Annotated in this window: 16 protein-coding genes; 4 read left to right on the top strand and 12 right to left on the bottom strand. The window is 66.7% G+C overall.

Annotated features, from left to right (window positions below):
• Positions 1–69 precede the first annotated feature (69 nt).
• Entirely contained in the window at positions 70–486 is a 417-nt protein-coding gene (locus PKE84_RS08980; protein WP_271176887.1) for a hypothetical protein, read from the top strand.
• A 54-nt stretch (positions 487–540) separates the two neighbouring features.
• Here PKE84_RS08980 and PKE84_RS08975 read toward each other — a convergent pair whose 3' ends face one another.
• From PKE84_RS08975 to PKE84_RS08950, 6 genes are all read right to left on the bottom strand, one after another.
• A complete protein-coding gene (locus PKE84_RS08975) occupies positions 541–1,224 on the bottom strand; it encodes a class I SAM-dependent methyltransferase (protein WP_271176886.1) in 684 nt (227 codons plus the stop codon).
• A gap of 93 nt (positions 1,225–1,317) precedes the next feature.
• On the bottom strand, positions 1,318–2,349 hold the full coding sequence (locus PKE84_RS08970; protein WP_271176885.1) for an alpha/beta fold hydrolase: 1,032 nt from the start codon (positions 2,347–2,349) through the stop codon (positions 1,318–1,320).
• A 52-nt stretch (positions 2,350–2,401) separates the two neighbouring features.
• Positions 2,402–4,459 carry an ABC transporter ATP-binding protein gene (locus PKE84_RS08965; protein WP_271176884.1) on the bottom strand — a complete coding sequence of 686 codons (2,058 nt, stop codon included), beginning with the start codon at positions 4,457–4,459 and terminating at the stop codon, positions 2,402–2,404.
• Between the two features lies 1 nt (position 4,460).
• Positions 4,461–6,176, bottom strand: coding sequence for an ABC transporter ATP-binding protein (locus tag PKE84_RS08960; protein WP_271176883.1), 1,716 nt, complete (start codon positions 6,174–6,176; stop codon positions 4,461–4,463).
• A gap of 184 nt (positions 6,177–6,360) precedes the next feature.
• The gene (locus tag PKE84_RS08955) at positions 6,361–7,227 is read right to left on the bottom strand and encodes a PfkB family carbohydrate kinase (RefSeq protein WP_271176882.1); all 867 of its coding nucleotides are present in this window, start codon (positions 7,225–7,227) and stop codon (positions 6,361–6,363) included.
• Positions 7,224–8,012 (bottom strand): GntR family transcriptional regulator, encoded by a 789-nt coding sequence (locus PKE84_RS08950; protein ID WP_271176881.1) that lies wholly within the window; start codon positions 8,010–8,012, stop codon positions 7,224–7,226. The genes PKE84_RS08955 and PKE84_RS08950 overlap by 4 nt, the downstream gene beginning before the upstream one ends.
• A 146-nt stretch (positions 8,013–8,158) precedes the next feature.
• On the opposite strand from PKE84_RS08950, the gene PKE84_RS08945 reads away from it, so the two are divergent.
• Positions 8,159–9,580 (top strand): MFS transporter, encoded by a 1,422-nt coding sequence (locus PKE84_RS08945; RefSeq protein WP_271176880.1) that lies wholly within the window; start codon positions 8,159–8,161, stop codon positions 9,578–9,580.
• A gap of 81 nt (positions 9,581–9,661) precedes the next feature.
• Positions 9,662–10,633: a nucleoside hydrolase gene (locus PKE84_RS08940; protein WP_271176879.1), complete on the top strand. Its 972-nt coding sequence runs from the start codon at positions 9,662–9,664 to the stop codon at positions 10,631–10,633.
• Between the two features lie 18 nt (positions 10,634–10,651).
• On the opposite strand, the gene PKE84_RS08935 is transcribed toward PKE84_RS08940, so the two are convergent.
• From PKE84_RS08935 to PKE84_RS08925, 3 genes are all read right to left on the bottom strand, one after another.
• Positions 10,652–11,380 (bottom strand): hemerythrin domain-containing protein, encoded by a 729-nt coding sequence (locus PKE84_RS08935; RefSeq protein WP_271176878.1) that lies wholly within the window; start codon positions 11,378–11,380, stop codon positions 10,652–10,654.
• Positions 11,381–11,515: 135 nt separating this feature from the next.
• On the bottom strand, positions 11,516–11,821 hold the full coding sequence (locus PKE84_RS08930; RefSeq protein WP_271176877.1) for an EthD family reductase: 306 nt from the start codon (positions 11,819–11,821) through the stop codon (positions 11,516–11,518).
• A 59-nt stretch (positions 11,822–11,880) separates the two neighbouring features.
• Positions 11,881–12,447 (bottom strand): hypothetical protein, encoded by a 567-nt coding sequence (locus tag PKE84_RS08925; protein ID WP_271176876.1) that lies wholly within the window; start codon positions 12,445–12,447, stop codon positions 11,881–11,883.
• Between the two features lie 111 nt (positions 12,448–12,558).
• Here PKE84_RS08925 and PKE84_RS08920 point away from each other — a divergent pair, with 111 nt between their 5' ends.
• Positions 12,559–13,131 (top strand): TetR/AcrR family transcriptional regulator, encoded by a 573-nt coding sequence (locus PKE84_RS08920; RefSeq protein ID WP_271176875.1) that lies wholly within the window; start codon positions 12,559–12,561, stop codon positions 13,129–13,131.
• 85 nt (positions 13,132–13,216) lie between these two features.
• On the opposite strand, the gene PKE84_RS08915 is transcribed toward PKE84_RS08920, so the two are convergent.
• Genes PKE84_RS08915 through PKE84_RS08905 form a run of 3 tightly spaced genes read right to left on the bottom strand, consistent with a single transcriptional unit; the run spans position 13,217 to position 18,168 of the window.
• Positions 13,217–15,655: a glycoside hydrolase family 2 TIM barrel-domain containing protein gene (locus PKE84_RS08915; RefSeq protein ID WP_271176874.1), complete on the bottom strand. Its 2,439-nt coding sequence runs from the start codon at positions 15,653–15,655 to the stop codon at positions 13,217–13,219.
• A 20-nt stretch (positions 15,656–15,675) separates the two neighbouring features.
• On the bottom strand, positions 15,676–16,662 hold the full coding sequence (locus PKE84_RS08910; protein ID WP_271176873.1) for a Gfo/Idh/MocA family protein: 987 nt from the start codon (positions 16,660–16,662) through the stop codon (positions 15,676–15,678).
• A gap of 12 nt (positions 16,663–16,674) precedes the next feature.
• Positions 16,675–18,168 carry an MFS transporter gene (locus PKE84_RS08905; RefSeq protein ID WP_271176872.1) on the bottom strand — a complete coding sequence of 498 codons (1,494 nt, stop codon included), beginning with the start codon at positions 18,166–18,168 and terminating at the stop codon, positions 16,675–16,677.
• Positions 18,169–18,185: the final 17 nt, after the last annotated feature.

Here is an 18,185-nt window from a genome sequence, read left to right as displayed (position 1 = left end):
TGCGCGGCTCGCTCGTGTTCTTGGTGTGGTCTCCACCGGTAGAGGCTCGGATCGGAAGCAGGTGTTCAGATGACTGACGCAGGTGTTCAGGTGGCGCAAAGAGGTCAGGGGCTTCTCTGGGTCATGCGGATTCTGAGTGCGATCGTGCTGGTCGCGACCGGCGGGATCCACCTCTACCTCATCTTCAACGGCGTCGGAGGGCTGCTCGGCGTGCTCTTCACGCTCAACGCCATCGCGGGAATCGTTCTGGGGATCGGGATGCTCACGCTGCATCGCGGGCTTCTCGCGCTCGCGACGGTGCTGAGTCTGCTGTTCATCATCGCGAGCCTCATCGCCCTTCTGCTCGCGCTGACCGTGGGCCTGTTCGGCATCACAGAGACATGGACCTTCACCCTCGTGCCGGAGACGGTCATCATCGAGGCGATCGGCGTCGTGGTGCTCGCCATCACCTCGGTGGTCGTGCTGCGCGCCCGGCGGGCGGGCTGACCGCCGGTCCGCTCGGACGCGCGCGACCGTTCAGGACGGGCGGAGTCCCCGCCGTCAAGCCTGCGCGGTGCCGGCGATCTGGGTGTTGAAGGGCAGGAACGGCGTGTGGAGCCGGTAGTGCTCCACTGCGACGCTCTCGAATCCGGCGGCGCGCAGCGACTGCTCCAGGTCCCGTTCGCACGAGCAGCCCTCGAAGGTCCAGGCCCACGGCCGGCGGAAGAGGCGCTGGGCGGCACGGGTCGGCGTGCCGGCCTTCGCGACCACGTGCTCGACGAAACGGAAGGTGCCCCCTGGGCGCAGGATGCGACGGATCTCGGTGAGCACGGCGGCCGGGTCCTGCACCGAGCAGAGCACGAGCGAGGAGATCACGGTGTCGACGCTCCGGTCGGGAAGGCCGGTCTGCTCGGCCATCCGGTCCCGCAGGTCGAGCTGAACACCTTCGCGGAGCGCGGCGGCGCGCAGGGGACCGTGCATGTAGTGGTTCGGTTCGATGGCGATGAGAGTGCCGCCCGCCGGGAGGTAGCCCAGGTTGGCGCCGACCCCGGAGCCGATCTCCACGACCTCGCTCGGGAGCTCCGCGAAGACGTGCTCCTTGCGACGGCGCAGGCTCCGCTCCAGGTACGGCCCCATCGCCCGGAAGAACGCGGCGTTGAAAGGGCCGCGACCGCGGTGCAGCTGGAATTCCGTGGTCGTCGGGGTCGTGGTCGGGGTCGTGGGCGTGGTGTTCGTTTCGGTCATGGCTGCTCCCGTGGGTTCGTGGTCGATCGCTCGATCGATCGATCGCTACCAGCGTGCGCGACGGCCGTGGGGCGTGTCAGGCGTAGAACTACCTCAGTTCGTCGGCGACGTGCGGTCGTGCTGAGCGGCGTACCAGCTCGCGATCTGGGCCCGGGATCGGAAGCCGAGCCGCAGGCGGATCCGTTCGACATGACCCTCGGCGGACCGCTCGTCAATGCCCAGTTTCGCGGCGATCTCGCGGTTCGTGCGTCCGGCACTGACCAGTGCGGCGACCTCGGATTGCCGGGGCGTCAGCCGCGCCGTGCCGTTTCGAGAGGCGCGCAGGCCGAGGAATCGGCGGATGGTCGCCACGAGCCGGTCCGCGTCGCCGGCGTAGGGCAGATGCGAACGGCCGGGCAGCACGACGAGCTCGGCGCCCGGGATGCCCGCGGCGAGCGCTTCGGCCTGCGCGACCGGAGCGGCACGATCGTGCTCCCGGTGAACCACCAGCGTCGGAACGCTCACGTGAGCAAGGAGGTCGCTCACATCGAGCGAGTAGCTCAACTCCAGCAGCGATCGCGCCGTGGCGGCCGTCGACGACGCCCGCTGATAGTGGCCGAACTCCCTGCGCGACGTGCCATGGGCATCGGGGACGAAGATGTCGGTGAGAACGTCGGAGCCGAGCCCCCAGTGCGACTCGACCAGCCCCAGCACGTGGTCCCGTGCATCCGGTGGTGAGATCTCGGTGCCGGTCACCCAGCCGCCGTAGAGCACGAGCCGCCTCACGGTCTCCGGATGCTCGGCTGCCCACGCGACGGCGACGAGCGCTCCCATCGAGGTGCCGATGAGGTCGAACGGTTCAGCGCCGAGGGTCGCGACGACCGCGGCCAGTTGCTCGAGCTCGTACTCCAGCGACGGCGGCCGGGTCATCGGTCCCGACAGGCCGCATCCCGCGCGGTCGTAGCGCACGAGTCGACGCCCCTCGGCCAGGCTCTCGTAGAACGCGCGCTCCTCCGGCAGGTCCCAGCTCAGCTGCAGGTGGCCGATCCAGCCGGACACGTAGACCATCGGCCTGCCGTCGCCGACGGTCGCATACGCCAGCTCCGTGCCGTCTGCCGTCGTCAGCTGCGCGATGCGTTGCTGCATGCCTCCATTGTGGTCACGCCTCGCCGGTTGAGCCAGGTCGGCCCACCCGCGGTCAGCCCACCGGGACTTCGCTCGCCTCCTCCTCGGTTGCCGCGCCGCGGAACTGCGTCATGTAGAGCTCGTAGTAGGCGCCGCGCTTCTCCAGCAGGGTGGCGTGGTCGCCCTGCTCGACGATGTCGCCGTTCTCCATTACCAGGATGGTGTGCGCATCGCGGATCGTCGACAGGCGGTGGGCGATGACGAACGACGTGCGGTCGGTGCGCAGGGCCGCCATCGCGTGTTGCACGAGCAGCTCGGTGCGGGTGTCCACCGACGATGTCGCCTCGTCGAGGATGAGCAGCGACGGGTTCGCGATGAAGGCGCGCGCGATGGTGATGAGCTGTCGCTCGCCCGCCGAGACGTTTCCTCCGTCGGACTCGATGACGGTGTCGTACCCGTCCGGGAGCTGCCGCACGAAGCGGTCGACCATGGTCGCCTTCGCGGCCTCGATCACTTCGTCGTCCGTCGCGTCGAGGCGGCCGTAGCGGATGTTCTCGCGGATGGTGCCTGAGAACAACCAGGCGTCCTGAAGCACCATGCCGACCTGGCCGCGCAGTTCGGCGCGGGAGAGCTCGGTCGTGTCGATGCCGTCGAGTCGGATGGCGCCGCCGTTCAACTCGTAGAACCGCATGATCAGGTTCACCAGCGTCGTCTTTCCCGCGCCGGTCGGACCGACGATCGCGACCGTCTGTCCGGGCGAGACCGAGAGGCTGAGATCGGTGATGAGCGGGGTCTCGGGGTCGTACGAGAACGTGACGTCCTCGAGCTGGACCCGCCCGTCGGCGCGCTCCGGAAGGTGCTGCGTCTCGTGGTCCGGCGTCTGGTCGTCGGCGTCGAGGAACTCGAACGTGCGCTCCGCCGACGCGACACCAGACTGCAGCATGTTCGCCATGCCCGCGATCTGGCCGATCGGCTGCGAGAACTCGCGCGAGTACTGGATGAACGCGGTCGCGTCACCGATGGTCATCTGACCGGAGACGACGCGCAGGCCGCCGACCACCGCGATGAGCACGTACGAGAGGTACGAGACGAAGTTCATCGCCGGCATGATCATGCCGGAGACGAACTGGGCGCCGACCATCGACGAGTAGAGCTTCTGGTTGCGAGCGTCGAACTCTTCGAGCATCACGCCGTCGCGGCCGAACGCCCGCACCAGCTCGAGGCCGGAGAAGGACTCCTCGATGTGGCCGTTCAGCGAGCCGGTCGCGTTCCACTGCTGCTTGAAGAGCTTCTGCGACCGGGAGCCGATCACACCGGCGATCACGCCGGACAGCGGGATGGAGATGAGCGCGATCAGGGCCAGCTGCCACGAGACGATGAACATCATGATGCCGATGCCGATGACCATCAGCACCGACTGGATCAGCTGCGAGAACGCTTGCTGCAGCGCCGTCTGGATGTTGTCGACGTCGTTGGTGACACGGGACATCAGGTCGCCGCGCTGCCGGGTGTCGAAGTAGCGGAGCGGCAGCCGGTTGAGCTTCTTCTCGATGTCGGCACGCAGCCCGTAGACCACCCGCATCACCAGGCCGTTCAGGATGTAGCCCTGCCACCACTGCAGCAGCGATGCGACCAGATACATCGCGATCACGATCATGAGCAGGCGCCCGAGTTCGACGAAGTCGATCCCCTGCCCCGGAGTCGCTCCGGAGCCCGCCAGCACGTCGGCGAACTGGTTCTGGCCGGCGGCGCGCGCTGCCGCGACCGCCTGATCGAGCGTCAGGTTGGCAGGCAGGCTCAGCCCGATGGAGCCGCGGAAGATCACGTCCGTGGCGGCGCCGAGGATCTTCGGCGCGATGACGATCAGGGCGACCGAGACCACGACGAGCAGGGTGACCCAGGTCATCCCGAGCCATTCCGGCTTCAGCAGTGAGAGCAGCCGCTTGAACGACGGCCAGAAGTGCTCCGCCTTCTTGGCCGGCGTGCCGCCGAACAGGTCGCCGTCCGCCTCCGTGGGCACGAACTCGTCGTCGATGCCTTCGAGCACCGCCTCGACGGCGGATTCCTTCGCGGCGAGGTCGACGTCGGTCTTCGCCTTCTTCGGCGTCTTCGTCTTCTGCGTGCGGGCCATCTCAGGCCACCTCCAGGCTCAGCTGCGACTCGACGATCTCGCGATACGTCTCACTCGTCTCCAGCAGTTCGTCATGCGTTCCGTAGGCGACGACGCGTCCGTCGTCGAGGACGATGATGGCGTCGGCCTCGCGGATGGTGGACACCCGCTGGGCCACGACGATCACGGTCGCGTCTCCGGTGGAGCGGGCGAGCGCCTCGCGCAGCCGGGCATCCGTAGCGACGTCGAGCGCTGAGAACGAATCGTCGAACAGGAACACCTTCGGCCGCGCGACGAGCGCCCGCGCGATGCAGAGCCGCTGTCGCTGACCTCCCGAGACGTTCGTGCCGCCCTGGGCGATCCGCTCCTCGAGCCCGTGCTCCTTGGCGCGCACGAACGGCTCGGCCTGAGCGATCCGCAGCGCCTCCCAGAGCTCGTCGTCCGTGGCATCCGGGTTTCCGAACCGGAGGTTGCTCGCGATCGTCCCCGAGAAGAGGTACGGCCGCTGCGGCACCAGCCCCAGCACACCCGAGAGCTGCCGGCGGGTGAGGGAGTCGACCGCAACGCCACCGATGCGCACGTGACCGGACTGCGGAGTGAACAGGTTGGCGATCACGGAGACCAGGGTGGTCTTTCCCGCTCCGGTGGAGCCCACAATCGCCGTGATCTTGCCCGGCTCGGCGGTGAACGTCACGTCGCTGAGCACCGGCTTCTCGGCCCCGGGGTACCCGAAGGTCACACCGTCGATCTGAACCGTGCCGTCGGCCGGCTCGGCACCGGAGACGGCGGCGCCCTGCTGCGACGGGGTCGCGCTGAGCACCTCGTCGATGCGCTCGGCGCAGACCATCGCGCGCGGGATCATCATGGCCATGAAGACGCCCATCATGACCGCGGTGAGGATCTGAAGGAGGTACTGGAGGAACGCGGTCAGCGCGCCGATCTGGATCTCTCCGGAGTTCACACTGTGGCCGCCGAACCACAGCACGGCGACCGTCGCTACGTTCAGGATCAGCATGATCACCGGGAACATCAGCACGAAGATGTTGCCCACCCGCACCGACACCCGCGTCAGCGCCAGGTTGGCGTCGTCGTACCGCTCGCTCTCGAACCGCTCGCGCACGAACGCGCGGATCACGCGGATTCCGACGATCTGCTCACGGATGACCCCGTTGACGCCGTCGATGCGGTCCTGCATCTCGCGGAACAACGGCAGAAGTCGCCAGACCATCACGCCGACGACGACGAAGAGCACCGCGACCGAGACCCAGATGAGCCAGGACAGCGCGGCATCCACCTGCACGGCGAGGATGATGCCGGCGATGCACATGATGGGCGTCGACACCATGAAGTTGAGCGTGAGCAGCACGAGCATCTGCACCTGCTGCACGTCGTTGCTGTTGCGCGTGATCAGCGTCGGCATCCCCCACCGGGCGAGGTCGAGGGACGGCAGCTCGTCGACCTTGCGGTAGAACGAGCGGCGGATGTCGCGCCCCACCGACATGGACGCGCGGGCGCCGAAGTAGGTGGCGGTGATCGCCGCGATGACCTGCACGAAGCAGACCATCAGCATCATCCCGCCGGTCGACCAGATGTAGTCGGTATCGCCGAGGGAGATGCCCTTGTCGATGATGTCTTTGTTGAGGGTGGGCAGGTACAGCGCGGCGAGCGTCGCGATCAGCTGCAGGATCACGACCGCCACGACCGATCGCCAATAGGGACGGGCGTAGTGTGCTGTCATTCGGAGGAGAGTCACGAGATTTCCTGTGGTCGCAGTGTAGGGAGGTGCGTGCGCGGGGCGGACGAACATTCCAATAAACCACAGTCGCCATCGGCATACGGCCGCGACGCCATAGTCTCATTCCCCCGAACAGACAACACCGTAGCGCGATCCGCCGACATCCGTCTCGCCGGAGGGGTGCCCGTCAGGGAAGGTAGGCGGCCAGCGGACGCAATGCGGGCTGCGACGACGGGTCGGCAACGGCGGCCGCGCCGACGGCGCACGCCGTGCTCAGGGCAGCTTCAGGGGACAGCCCGTCGCGCAGGGCGATGGTCAGAGCGGCGCAGAACGCGTCTCCGGCGCCGACGGTGTTCACCGGCGTCGTCGCCACGGCGGGCACGGACGCGATGACCTCACCCCGCTCCAGCAGGGCCGCGCCCTTCGAACCGTAGGTGACAGCGACGAGCGGCGCATCCTGCAGCTCGGGCATCAGCGCGTACTCGGTCTCATTCACGATGAAGAGGTCGACGCGGTCGAGCACCGCCCTGGGCAGCTGCTGGGCGGGCGCCGCGTTCAGCGCGAGATAGCCGGGGACCCGGTCGGCGAGCTGCGACACCAGCTCCATCGAGATCTCGAGCTGGGCCAGCACGGTCTCGTCGTCGGAGAACTCGACGCCATCGATGTCGACGAGCGCGTTAGACCCTTCGCAGACCGCGATCTGGTTCTCGCCCTCGCGGTCGACCACGATGAGCGCCGTTCCCGTCGCCTCGCTCACCGTGGCGATGTGTGTGGTGTCGACGCCCGCCTCGACGAGCGCCGAGCGCATCCACCCGCCGTCGGCGTCGTCGCCCACCGCACCGACCATCCGCACCTCGGCGCCCAGACGCGCGGCGGCCGCGGCCTGATTGGCGCCCTTGCCCCCGGCGTCGCGGCGCAGCCGGCCACCGCCGATCGTCTCGCCCGGTTCGGGAAGCCGGTCGGTGATGGCGGTGAGGTCGACATTGATGCTGCCGACGACGGTGAGCTTCTGCACGCTGGGTCTCTCTGGGTTCCGGTGGACGCGGGCGGTCATGCCTGGGAGGCCTGCACCACTGAGAGGTGCCCGACCCGTGACGACACGATGCATTTCGCGAGGTAGATGGGCGTGCCGTCGAGCTCGGCGGTCTGCGTGAGGATGAGCACGGGGTCGTTCGCTCCGAGGTCGAGGAGCTTCGCGCGGGACGAACCTGCGACGTTGACGGCGATCTGGCACACCCCCGAACCGAACACGGGCCCGATGCGTTCGATGAGCTCCGCGAGCAGGGTGGCCGGCGCCTCGGCCGCGGCCTGGAGGTTCTCCGCGATGGCCGGGCTGACGTCGCTCAGGTAGCGCCCGGCGGGAAAGTGCTCCTGCACGATCGCGATGGGCTCGCCATCCTGCTCGATCACGCTCTCGCGGAACCAGGTGTTCGCGGCGAGGTCAAGAGCCAGCTTGTTCGAGACGAAGTCGGTCGTCGGCTGCATGGTGAACTCCACCGGCCGCACGGAGACTGCGCGGTCGCCGTCGGAAAGGGCCTGCTCGAACGGGCGCAGTTCTTCGAGTCCGACGCGCGGGATGCTCGTGGCGACGAATCGGCCGATCCCGCGGCGGGTGACGATGAGACCGTCCTCTTCGAGGAGCATGAGCGCTTCGCGCACGACTGTGCGGCTGACACCGAGGGATGCGCCGAGCTCGGTTTCGCGAGGCAGAGCGGAGCCGAGCGGGAACACGTGCCCGCGGATGCCCTCGGCGATGCGCGAGTACACCGCCACGCGCAACGGCTGACCGACCGTGGTGGTGAGGTCGCGTTCCAAGAACTGGTCGACGGTCATGGTCATCGCGGTGGCTCCTTCGCTCGTAAGCTCACGCAATTCAACCACAAAAAGATGGTGTGTGCGCATGTCGTACCGAAGAGGTATAACATCGTACCCACCGCATCCACCGCGGTCCTGCAACGAAACAGTCAGACAAAGGAGTCGCCCCCGTGAGTTCCCCCACGCTCGACAGCACTGCGACGGCAGCTGCGCATCCATCGGCCCCGCCGCTCCACGGAGGGAAGGCCGTCGCACTCGTCGCCACGCTGATCCTCGGCGTGCTGTCGTTCCAGCTGAACGCCAGCATGATCACCCCGGCGCTGCCGGACATCGCCCGCGACCTGCACGAAGACGTCGGTGCTGTGTCACAGGTGTCGTCGCTGTTCTTCCTCGCCGGTGCGATCGGCGGCGTCGTGCTCTCGCGCTGGAGCGACTTCATCGGCCGCAAGCAGGCCCTGGTCATCGTGCTCCTGATGCTGGCCGCCGGCACACTGCTGTGCATGTTCGCGCCGAACCTCACCGTGCTGCTCATCGGCCGCGCGCTGCAGGGCGCGTCGAGCGCGGCGTTCCAGCTCTCGTACGTGATCTTGAGCGAGCGGATGAGCGCCAAGGTCTTCGGCACGACGCTCGGCATCATCACCGCGGTCAACGGCGGCGTCGGCGGCGTCGACGGCTACTTCGGCGGCCTGCTGGCGGACACCTTCGGCTTCCGCTCGATCTTCGTGGTGATCTTCCTAGTCGGCCTGGTCGCCCTCGCCTGCGTGCTGCTCGTGGTCCCCAAGACGTCCAAGCCGGTCTCCACCGGCCGCATGGACTGGTGGGGAGCCGCCGTGCTCTCGATCGCGCTCATCTGCGTCACGTTCTTCGTCTCGCAGGGTTCGTCTGCCGGCTGGACCGCACCGATCACCCTGCTCTACCTCGCGGGCACGATCGTCTCTCTCGTCGCCTTCTGGTTCGTCGAGAAGAAGCGTGTCACCCCGCTGATCGCCGTCGAGCACCTGCGCTCGCGCCAGGTGTGGCCGGTCATCGCCACCACGATCCTGACCCTGTCCGGGGTCTTTGCCGTGATCAACTTCACCGTCGTGCTGCTCAGCCAGGACACGAAGGTGGGCTTCGGCCTCGACGCCGCCACCTCGGCTCTCCTCTTCCTCGCGCCGCCCGCCCTGATCGGTGTATTCGCGGCGCCGCTCTCCGGCTGGCTGGCCGGAAAGCAGGGCTGGATCCGGATGCTGCGGGTCGGCATGGTGCTCTGCATCGCGGCGCTCGTCGTCATCAGCCTCCTGCCGCACAACGAGGCCGTCGTCTTCGCGATGATCGCGCTGCTCGGCCTCACCTACAACGGCCTCGTGCTGACGACCACGAACGGGCTGGGCGTGCTGCTCTCCCCGCCGGACGCGCCCGCAGCGCTCCCCGGCCTCAACGGCGCCGCGTTCGGCATCGGCGCGAGCCTCGGAATCGGTATCGTTGCTCCGTTCGCAGCGCAGGGGACGATCGCCGGCTACGGCACCGCGCTCTGGATCTCCGTCGGCATCACCGTGCTCGCCTTCGTCGCCAGCATGTTCATCGCGCCCCGCCGCGGCCAGACCATCTGATCCGCACCGAACCGCGGGGCATCCGGATCACCTGGATGCCCCGCACCACGACCTGACACTCAGAAACACGGAGCAACCCGCATGACAACCATCGACACCCCCCGCCGCCCGGTCTACTTCGACTGCGACACCGGCATCGACGACTCGCTCGCCCTCGCCTACCTGCTGGCGTCTCCCGAGATCGAGCTCGTCGGCATCGGCACGGTGAGCGGCAACGTGAGCGCCGCCCAGGCCGCGGAGAACACGCTGCGCATCCTCGCGCTCGCCGGACGGGGCGACATCCCGGTCGCGGTCGGTGCGCACGACGCACTGACCCGCGCGTTCGAGGGCGGGGCGCCGCACGTGCACGGCTCCAACGGAATCGGCGAGGTCGAGCTGCCCGAATCCGGGCTCACGGCGATCGACCTGGACGCGGCGCAGCTGCTCGTGCGTCTCTCGCACGAATACGAGGGACGGCTCGAGATCATCACCGTCGGACCGACGACCAACATCGCCCTGGCCCTCCGGCTCGACCCGACGCTGCCCTCACGGGTGGTCGAGGTGACGGCGATGGGAGGGGCCGCGTTCGCCTCGGGCAATGTGACCCCGGTCGCCGAGGCCAACATCTGGAACGACCCGGAGGCGGCCGCCGAACTCATCGCCGCCCCCTGGCCCGTCGTGCTCGTCCCACTCGACGTCACGGTCGAGAACACGCTCGAGGAGTCCCACCGCCAGCAGCTTCTCGACTCCGACCGCCCGCTCGCCCGCGCTGTCGGCGAGATGCTCGACTTCTACTTCGACTTCTACGTCGAGCTCTACGGCCGCCGGAGCAGCGCGCTGCACGACCCCCTCGCAGCGGCGATCGCGGTCGGCGGCGTGGTCGCCACCAACGCGCCCCTGGTCGACGTGGTCGTGGATGCGACGCACGGCCCCGGCCGCGGTCAGACCATCTGCGACCTCCGCGGCCAGCGCCTCGGCCCGGTCGATCAGACGGGCGCGCACGTGCGCGTGGTGCTCGGCACCGACCGCCCGCTCGACGCCCACCTCGTGGAGCGGCTCACGGCATCCGTGTAGGGCGGCCGCCGAGGCGTGTCACCCCCGGGAGGAACCCGCGCCCGCGACGCCCCTGGTCAGCGCCCGCCGGTTCTTCTCGTACCGGCCCTTGCCGATCGTGCGCCACAGGAACCGGACGGGCGCCGGCAGATTCTCGCGTTGCCACTCCGCTCCCTCGTCGGGCTGAGCCGCGAGAATCGCGCCGAGCGTCTCCCAGGTCTTGCCCTTGGGCGTCGCCTTGCGCCCGTGCTCGGCGAACCAGTCGATCTCCTTCGGCGTCAGCGTGGTCTCCATGACGGGAACGATGTTCGCCTCCTCGTCGGGCAGGTGAACGGCGAGGGCCGCGTTGATCCCGTCGAGAGCGGTCTGTATCGCTCGCGCATCCGCTTGCCGCCCGCTCGCCCGCCAGGCAGGTAGCGCCGCATCCATTTCGTTCAGGTGCACGAGCAGCTCGGCGTGGTGCTGCTTCATCCGCTCGACGTGCACGGTGCACGTCGGCGCGCGCTCCTCGAGCGTTCCCCACAGGTGGGTGTCTTCGCCCTCGTGATGGGCGTGGAGGGAGACGGAGAGCATCGCGAGGTGGTCGCCCACGACATCCGCGTGCGCTCGATCGCCGTCGGCGACGCCCGAGACCAGCCTCGGTGCCTCGGCGAAGCCCGCGCGGAACAGCCGATGGATCTCGGCCATCCCACGGGCATCGCAGGTCTTGACGTCACCGCTCGGGCGCTTCGGCGCATCGCCGCTCGGGGGCAGGGCTGTCGCGGGCATGAGTCCTCCGTTCGTCGATGAACCGGCGAAGGCACTCTATTCGGACTGCGGGCGGGCGACAAGACTTGCGTGAGAATTGCTCACTCGTCGCGAGGTTCCGCCCTACCCCCTCTGTGGCGCATCATCCGGAGGCGGTCACGCCCGTTCGATGTCGGAGAACAGACCGGTGAACGAGGATCCGGTGCCGATGAGCCGCTGGAAGAACTCGCCGGCAGCCGGAGTGGCGACGGCCGCGGACGCATCCTCGTAGCTGTCGAAGTACAGGTCGAGCGTCCGGTGCGCCGGCGTCGGGGTGCCGTCCTCCTTCGGCCAGACCTTGGCCGCCTCCAGGCGACGGAGCCCTGGAAGCCGTTCCGCCAGGGCGGACAGGCCGGGATAGTCGGCCTCGAACGCGGCGGGATCGGCCGGGTTGTCGATGATGAGGGTGATCTTGGTGGGCATGGTTTCTTCTTTCTCTAGGAGTTGATGGAGTCTCTAGGAGTTGTTGGAGGCGAGCCCGGTCATCGGGTGCCTGCTTTCGCGGTGCGGCCCAGGCGGATGGCGGAGACGAGGAAGAAGATCCCACCGAGGGTCGCGTAGCCGGCGAGCCCGACAAGTGACGGCGACGAACCGCTGGACATCAGGATGAACCCGAAGCCTGCGAGAACAGAGATTCCGCCGCTGATGATCATCGGCCACTGCCCGCCGAGACCGCGGCGGGTGAGCCCGACGATCAACTGAACAGCGCCGGCCGTGAGTGCCCAGAGACCCCACACGACCAACACGGCCGATGTGCCGGATGTCGCGGCGAAGCCGAGTGCGACCGCCGCGAGCAGGCTGAGCGCCATGTTCACGTAGAGCAGGGCAGCCGGTCGCGTGGAGCGCGTGGCACGGTGATCCACGACGGCCGCCGCAAGATCGAAGACCGGATAGAGAACCAGCAGGACAGCGACGAGCGGGCTGACCGCGGAGGCCGTAAGCGCGACGACTGCGGCCCACACGACGGCGAATCCGAAGCGGATGAAGTAGAGGCGTCTGAGAGCACCGGCGATCGTCGCCGTGTTCCCGCTTGTGGTGATCGTGGTCACGAAGGTCCGTCCTTTTGGCAGTTATTCGATGTAGAATGACTAGTCACTCTACAAGGAGTAACCATAGGCACCGATGGACCAGGAACGCAAGCAGCCAAGGAGGAAACACCTATGATCGACACCGTGAAGCCGTCGATGCGCGAGCGTCTGATCGAGTCCGCGACCGAACTCTTCTACGCCAAAGGACTGCGCGCGGTGAGCGTCGGCAGCGTCATCGAGCGCGCCGGCACGACGAAGGTCACTTTCTACCGGCATTTCAAGAGCAAGGACGATCTCGTCGTCGCCCACCTCGAGCTGCGTGCCAAGCAGGAACGCGACGGCATCACCGCGGCGATCGCGGCGAGCGCCGACCCGGACGGCGTGTTCCAGGCGATCGCGGGCGCGCTGGGAACGATGGCCTGCGAGCAGGGGTTCAGAGGGTGCCCGTTCATCAACGCGGCGGCCGAGTATCCGGATCCCGCCAGTGCGGTGCGCCAGACGGTCGACCAGCATCGTGCCTGGTGCCTGGCGACGTTCGAGGAGGTCGTGACCCCGCTCGGACTCCCCGACCCGCCGGCTGTCGCGCACGACCTCATGCTCATCCGCGACGGTGCGATGGTCGCCGGCTACCTCGACGACGCCGACATCCTGGCGGCGTCCTTCCTCCGGAGCGCTCGGGCTCTGACTCGCTCGAACGCCGCGTAGCGCGTGAAGAGTGCGACGATCGGTCGAAGGCCGAATGACTCCGTGCGTGCTCTTTAAGTCGGCATCCAAAGACCGCTTGGTGGCATTAGAGAGCTTCCACGTAGTGGAGACCCGCAACCGTTGTCTCCACAGGCGCGACGCCATCGGCTGACACGAGGAAGTCCACCGGACCGCTGCCCGTGCGGCGCACGACAGCAAGTGCTCGACCGTCGAACGTCGCATGCGCGGCACCGGCATAGTTCGAGCTGGGCGCCGGGTCGGCGCCACCGAAAGCGAGGAGTTCACCGTCGCCCGAGACCTGCACGGTCAGTGCTTTGTCGCGGTCGGTGAAAACACGACCTTCCGAGTCGGCGAGTGAGATGTCGATGAAGACGAGCCTGTCATCCGGGACGCCGGGATCAACCTCGATTTTCAGTACCGGCACCCCTGTCGCGGTCCGGAGGCTGTAGACCTCCGCCCTTTCTCCGCCACGAATTGCGGTCGCGATCAGCTCGCCAGCCTCGTACGGAACCTGGAACTCAGCCCTGAAGCGGTTCCGGGGGCCCGCCGCAGCGACGCCGAGAGACGTTGAATTGAGCGAAAGTTCGACCTCGTCGGCGTCGCTGTATACCTCGGCGGTGAGCGTTCGCCCTTCATTTCCGGACCAGGTCCACGAGCCGATGCTGTCGCTCCATGTCCACGGTCCCGCGTAGAAGGACGTACCGTCGGGGCGGGGTCGCTGAATGGCGATGTACGGTGCGGTGCGCAGGCCGAATAGGATCTCGCGATAGTACGAAGCCGGTCGTCGATTTCCGATCAGGTCAATGTCGCCGCACCAGGCCGCGATCCATGGGAAGGGGCCGCCGTGGGTGGGCGCTTCACCTTCCAGTAGATACTGTGGTCGGCCGATGCCGACCTCGCCGAGGTAGTCGAAGCCGGTCCAGGTGAAATCGCCGATTATGTGGCTGTTCTCTCGTACGAGCTGCCAGTTGACGTCGATGTGGGTGGGGAAGGTCTCGGTGCCCACGATGACACGGTTCGGGAAGAGTTCCTTGTCGATTTCGTAGCGGGCGTCGAGGTAGTTCATCCCGGCGATGTCGAGCACACCGAAGGATTCGGCCGTCTTCTCCGTCACCATCGGCGAGGCGCCGATCATGTTCATGAATTCGCCCGGACCGGACATCAGTGTGTTGATTCCGGCGCCCTCGTCGGCTCCAGCGCCTCGCTCGGCGGCGAGCTTTTTGATGTCGTCCATCACGGCGAGCATTCCGTTGACGGCATTGGTCACGAATCGTGTCGGATCGAGTTCACGCACTTTCTCGGCCAAGGCTCGCCCCGTGAGGCCACCTTCAGGAGAGCCGGTTTCGGGGATTTCGTTCCCGATCGAGTACATGATCACTGATGGGTGGTTGAAGTCTTTGGCGATCATGGCTTCGACGTCGCGCTCCCACCACTCGGCGAAATGGAGCGAGTAGTCGTTGGGCATCTTGCCCGAGGTCCACATGTCGAACGTCTCGTCCATTACATACATCCCGAGTCGGTCGCATGCTTCGATCATCGATGCGCTGAGTGGGTTGTGGGCTGAGCGGATCGCGTTGAAGCCTGCCTCCTTGAGAAGGCGAACACGGCGTTCCTCCGCGGCTGCGAAGGTGGCCGCGCCGAGGATGCCGTTGTCGTGGTGGATGCACGCGCCACGTAGTTTCACTGTCTCGCCATTGATCCTCAGGCCGTGCACGGGGTCGACCTGAAGGCGTCGGATACCGAACTTGGTGGCGGAGTGGTCGATGGGATCGTCTTCGAAACGAACGTTGACGTCCGCCGTATACAGCGCCGGGGACTCGGCTGACCAGAGGGCTGGGTCGGCGACGTAGAGTCGCTGCCGGCTGACGCTGGTGGTGTGCGCAGCAATCGTCACTCGTGCTGTTCCATTGGCGATCTCGGCGCCGGCCGGGTTGGCGAGGAGAGCCTCGAGGTCTACCGTGACGGGACGGTTCCGGGTGTTCTCGACAACGATCTCCACCTCGACGATCGCGCCCTCGGCGTCGATGTCCGGAGTCGAGACGCGCAGCCCGTTCGTTGGGATGTGCACGTCGGATCCGGTGAGCAGCCACACATCTCGGTAGATGCCGGCGCCGGTGTACCAGCGCGAGTCCTTGCCGCTACGGGCCTCGACCTCGAGGAGGTTTTCCTCTCCAGGCAAAAGGAACTGGTCGGCGTCGATGGTGAATCCGGAGTATCCGTACGGGCGCTGGCCCGCGAACGCGCCGTTGATGTACACCATGGCGTCGCGGTAGACGCCTTCGAACTCGAGCACGATCCGGCTGCCTGCGAGCTCGGCGGGGACGTTGAACAATTTGCGGTACTGGTACGCGCCATCCGGAAAGTACGCGACAGCGCCGTCGCCGTTCGGGTCTCGCTCTCGGGCGATCTGAGCGTCGTGCGGAACGACGATGTCCGTGTAAGGGGCAACTTCGCCGCCGAGCTCGGCAAACGGGTTGACCTTTTCACGGAACTGCCATCCGTCGTTGAACGGTGAACGCTTCATTGAATTTCCTCCTGTTGGACCTAGCCAGTCATCGCGTGCCGGATCAGGTCGAGAATCCCGAGGGTCTCGAGACTGTCGGCAAGTGGGTGGGTGGGGTGTTGGGTGAGTCCGGTCTCGATGGCCTCCCCGACGGCGGCGAGCATGGGCACGTACCCGAAGCCGCGCTTCTCGAAGGAGGTGACCTCGGGACTGCTGAGCGCGTCGGGGATCGAACCGCTGCGCGTCTCGAAGCTTGCGGCAGCCCAGAATGGCGCGGGCACGGTAATCCAACCGTCAGTGCCATTGATGGACGCGTTCGGCTCCAAGTACTCCACCATTGACGCACCGAGCTGGGCGAACCGGTGGTTGTCGTACTCCAGGGTGATGTGCTCAGCCAGGTCGACGCCGTCCGGTCTTATTCGCCCCGTAGCTGTGATGGCGCCGGGCCTGCCGAGCACATCGACAGCCAGTGTGACCGGGTAGATGCCTTGGTCGAGCAAAGCGCTGCTCGACCGCTCCGCGCTCCATCGTTCCGAGTCCGGCTTGTCGAACGGCAGACCGAACGACGCGCGCACGCTCCGCACCTCGCCGATGCTGCCGGCAGCGATTGCGTCGAGCATCGCACGATAGGCGGGATGGAAACGCATCCACATCGCCTCCATCGCAAATCGTCCGCTGTCGTAGGCAGCCGCGACGATCTGCTCCGCCTCAACTGCATTTGCGGCGATGGGTTTCTCGATCAGTACATGCTTGCCCCTCTGCAGAGCCGTGATTGCGAGCGTCGCGTGCGTCGAGTGGGGCGTCGCGATGTACACCATGTCGACTTCGGGCTCATCGAGCATGGCGTTGAAGTCGTCGTAGGCGCGTTCGAAGCCGAATTCGTCGCTGAGTTCGGCTGCCCTCGCCGCATCCCGGGAGCACACCGCGAAGCGTCGCGCTCCCGGGATGAGGGCAAGATCAGATGCGATGAGTCGGGACACCTGGCCGGTGCCCACGACCGCCCAGCCGAGTTCGCTTTGTGCCGTCATCGGATGGCTCCGTCAAGCCTGTGCTTCGGCGTCGTGTCGCTCCGCACGTCGCGCGGCGAGGTCCCGCTGAATCTGCGGCAGATTCTTGTCGATGTTGAGGAACCAGATGATGACGCCCATCAGCGCGGCAACGATCAGGGGCAGCCAGAGGTAGAGGAAGATCTCCATGCTCACGGCCGACGCTGGCTGGGTTGCTGCCTGCCCGTCGTAGTTACCGGCGGCGAGCAGCCAGCCGACGAGTGCGACACCGAGACCGGCTCCGAAGTTCTGGCCGGCGGTCGCGGCAGCGTAGGTCATTCCGTCGAGGCGCACGCCGCTCTTCCACTCGCCGTAGTCGACGACGTCAGCGACCAGGGCGAACAGTCCAGCAGCGATTGGGATGCCTCCGACGGCGCGCACGAGGCCTCCGCTGATGAGCAAGGTGAGGTTGGTCGGATCGATCAGCGAGATCAGAGCACCGACGACAGTGACGACGACGCCGATGAGGATGAGCCTGCGCTTGCCGAATCGTCCGATGACGGCCGGCATGAACCACAGCCCGATGATGAGCGGGAGGATCTGGATGAGGCCGAGGAAGCTGTAGATGTTGGGGTCGCCGAGCACATCCTTCGCATAGTAGATTCCGACGCCTGCCGCTCCGGTGAGGAGGTAGTTGAGCAGGAAGAATCCGAACGCGAGGAAGAAGTACGGGTTGCGGAACAGGATGCGCAGCGTGGCGCCCAGGGGCAGCTTCTCACCGTCATCCTTCTTGATGGTGCCCTTGACGCGTTCCTTGGTGCCGAAGAAGACGATGAGGAAGGTGACGGCGGAGATCACGCCATAGACGATCGAGATGAATGTCCAGCCGCCCTGGCCACCGCCATTGGCGGTGACGATCGGGATGGTGATGAAGTTCACCACGAGGGTGGTCACGAGCGCGAAGAAGGTGCGGATGACCGTCAGAGAGACGCGCATCTTCGAGTTGCTCGTGATCACGGAGAGCAGTGTGTGATAGGCGAGGTTCGATCCGACGAAGCCGACCCCAAGGCACAGGAAGTACATGACGAAGGCGTAGACCTCCTTCGCCCCGGTCGGCATCCCCGCCGGGATATTGAACAGCAGGATGAAGGAAATGACGACCACGGGGGCGCTGAACAGGATCCAGGGTCGCGCCTTGCCCCAGCGGGTCGAGGTGCGGTCGATGAGCGTGCCGAGCAGAAGATCCATCGTGCCGTCGAGGACCCGGCCGAAGAGCAGAAGGGTTCCGGCGATCGCGGCGCCGATCCCGACGGTGTCGGTGAAGTAGAAGAGGAGGAATGCGGAGATCGGCGCGAAGATCAGGTTGCCTCCGATGTCGCCGACGCCGTAGGCGAGGCGCTCACGGATCTTCAGTCGCTCACCACTGGTGTCCCCGACGGCCTCTCCTACGGCCCCGGCTGCGAGCGATGCGGTCAGCGAATCCTCTGTGCTGAGGGCAACGGCGGCTCGTTGCTGTTCGGCTGACGTGCGGGTTGAATCCTTCGCCATCGGTTGACTCCTTCGTC

The sequence above is a fragment of the Leifsonia poae genome (assembly GCF_027921845.1).
Classification (GTDB): domain Bacteria; phylum Actinomycetota; class Actinomycetes; order Actinomycetales; family Microbacteriaceae; genus Leifsonia; species Leifsonia poae.
Note: the sequence above shows the minus strand (reverse complement) of the source record. Positions and strands in the feature narration are given on the sequence as shown.

Bases quoted from the DNA above. Each gene is read 5' to 3' on its own strand.
- PKE84_RS08920 (WP_271176875.1), top strand. From the start codon at position 12,559: ATGATCGACACCGTGAAGCCGTCGATGCGCGAGCGTCTGATCGAGTCC.
- PKE84_RS08930 (WP_271176877.1), bottom strand. From the start codon at position 11,821: ATGCCCACCAAGATCACCCTCATCATCGACAACCCGGCCGATCCCGCC.
- PKE84_RS08975 (WP_271176886.1), bottom strand. From the start codon at position 1,224: ATGACCGAAACGAACACCACGCCCACGACCCCGACCACGACCCCGACG.
- PKE84_RS08965 (WP_271176884.1), bottom strand. From the start codon at position 4,459: ATGGCCCGCACGCAGAAGACGAAGACGCCGAAGAAGGCGAAGACCGAC.
- PKE84_RS08910 (WP_271176873.1), bottom strand. From the start codon at position 16,662: ATGACGGCACAAAGCGAACTCGGCTGGGCGGTCGTGGGCACCGGCCAG.
- PKE84_RS08960 (WP_271176883.1), bottom strand. From the start codon at position 6,176: ATGACAGCACACTACGCCCGTCCCTATTGGCGATCGGTCGTGGCGGTC.
- PKE84_RS08940 (WP_271176879.1), top strand. From the start codon at position 9,662: ATGACAACCATCGACACCCCCCGCCGCCCGGTCTACTTCGACTGCGAC.
- PKE84_RS08955 (WP_271176882.1), bottom strand. From the start codon at position 7,227: ATGACCGCCCGCGTCCACCGGAACCCAGAGAGACCCAGCGTGCAGAAG.
- PKE84_RS08970 (WP_271176885.1), bottom strand. From the start codon at position 2,349: ATGCAGCAACGCATCGCGCAGCTGACGACGGCAGACGGCACGGAGCTG.
- PKE84_RS08905 (WP_271176872.1), bottom strand. From the start codon at position 18,168: ATGGCGAAGGATTCAACCCGCACGTCAGCCGAACAGCAACGAGCCGCC.
- PKE84_RS08950 (WP_271176881.1), bottom strand. From the start codon at position 8,012: ATGACCATGACCGTCGACCAGTTCTTGGAACGCGACCTCACCACCACG.
- PKE84_RS08915 (WP_271176874.1), bottom strand. From the start codon at position 15,655: ATGAAGCGTTCACCGTTCAACGACGGATGGCAGTTCCGTGAAAAGGTC.
- PKE84_RS08980 (WP_271176887.1), top strand. From the start codon at position 70: ATGACTGACGCAGGTGTTCAGGTGGCGCAAAGAGGTCAGGGGCTTCTC.
- PKE84_RS08935 (WP_271176878.1), bottom strand. From the start codon at position 11,380: ATGCCCGCGACAGCCCTGCCCCCGAGCGGCGATGCGCCGAAGCGCCCG.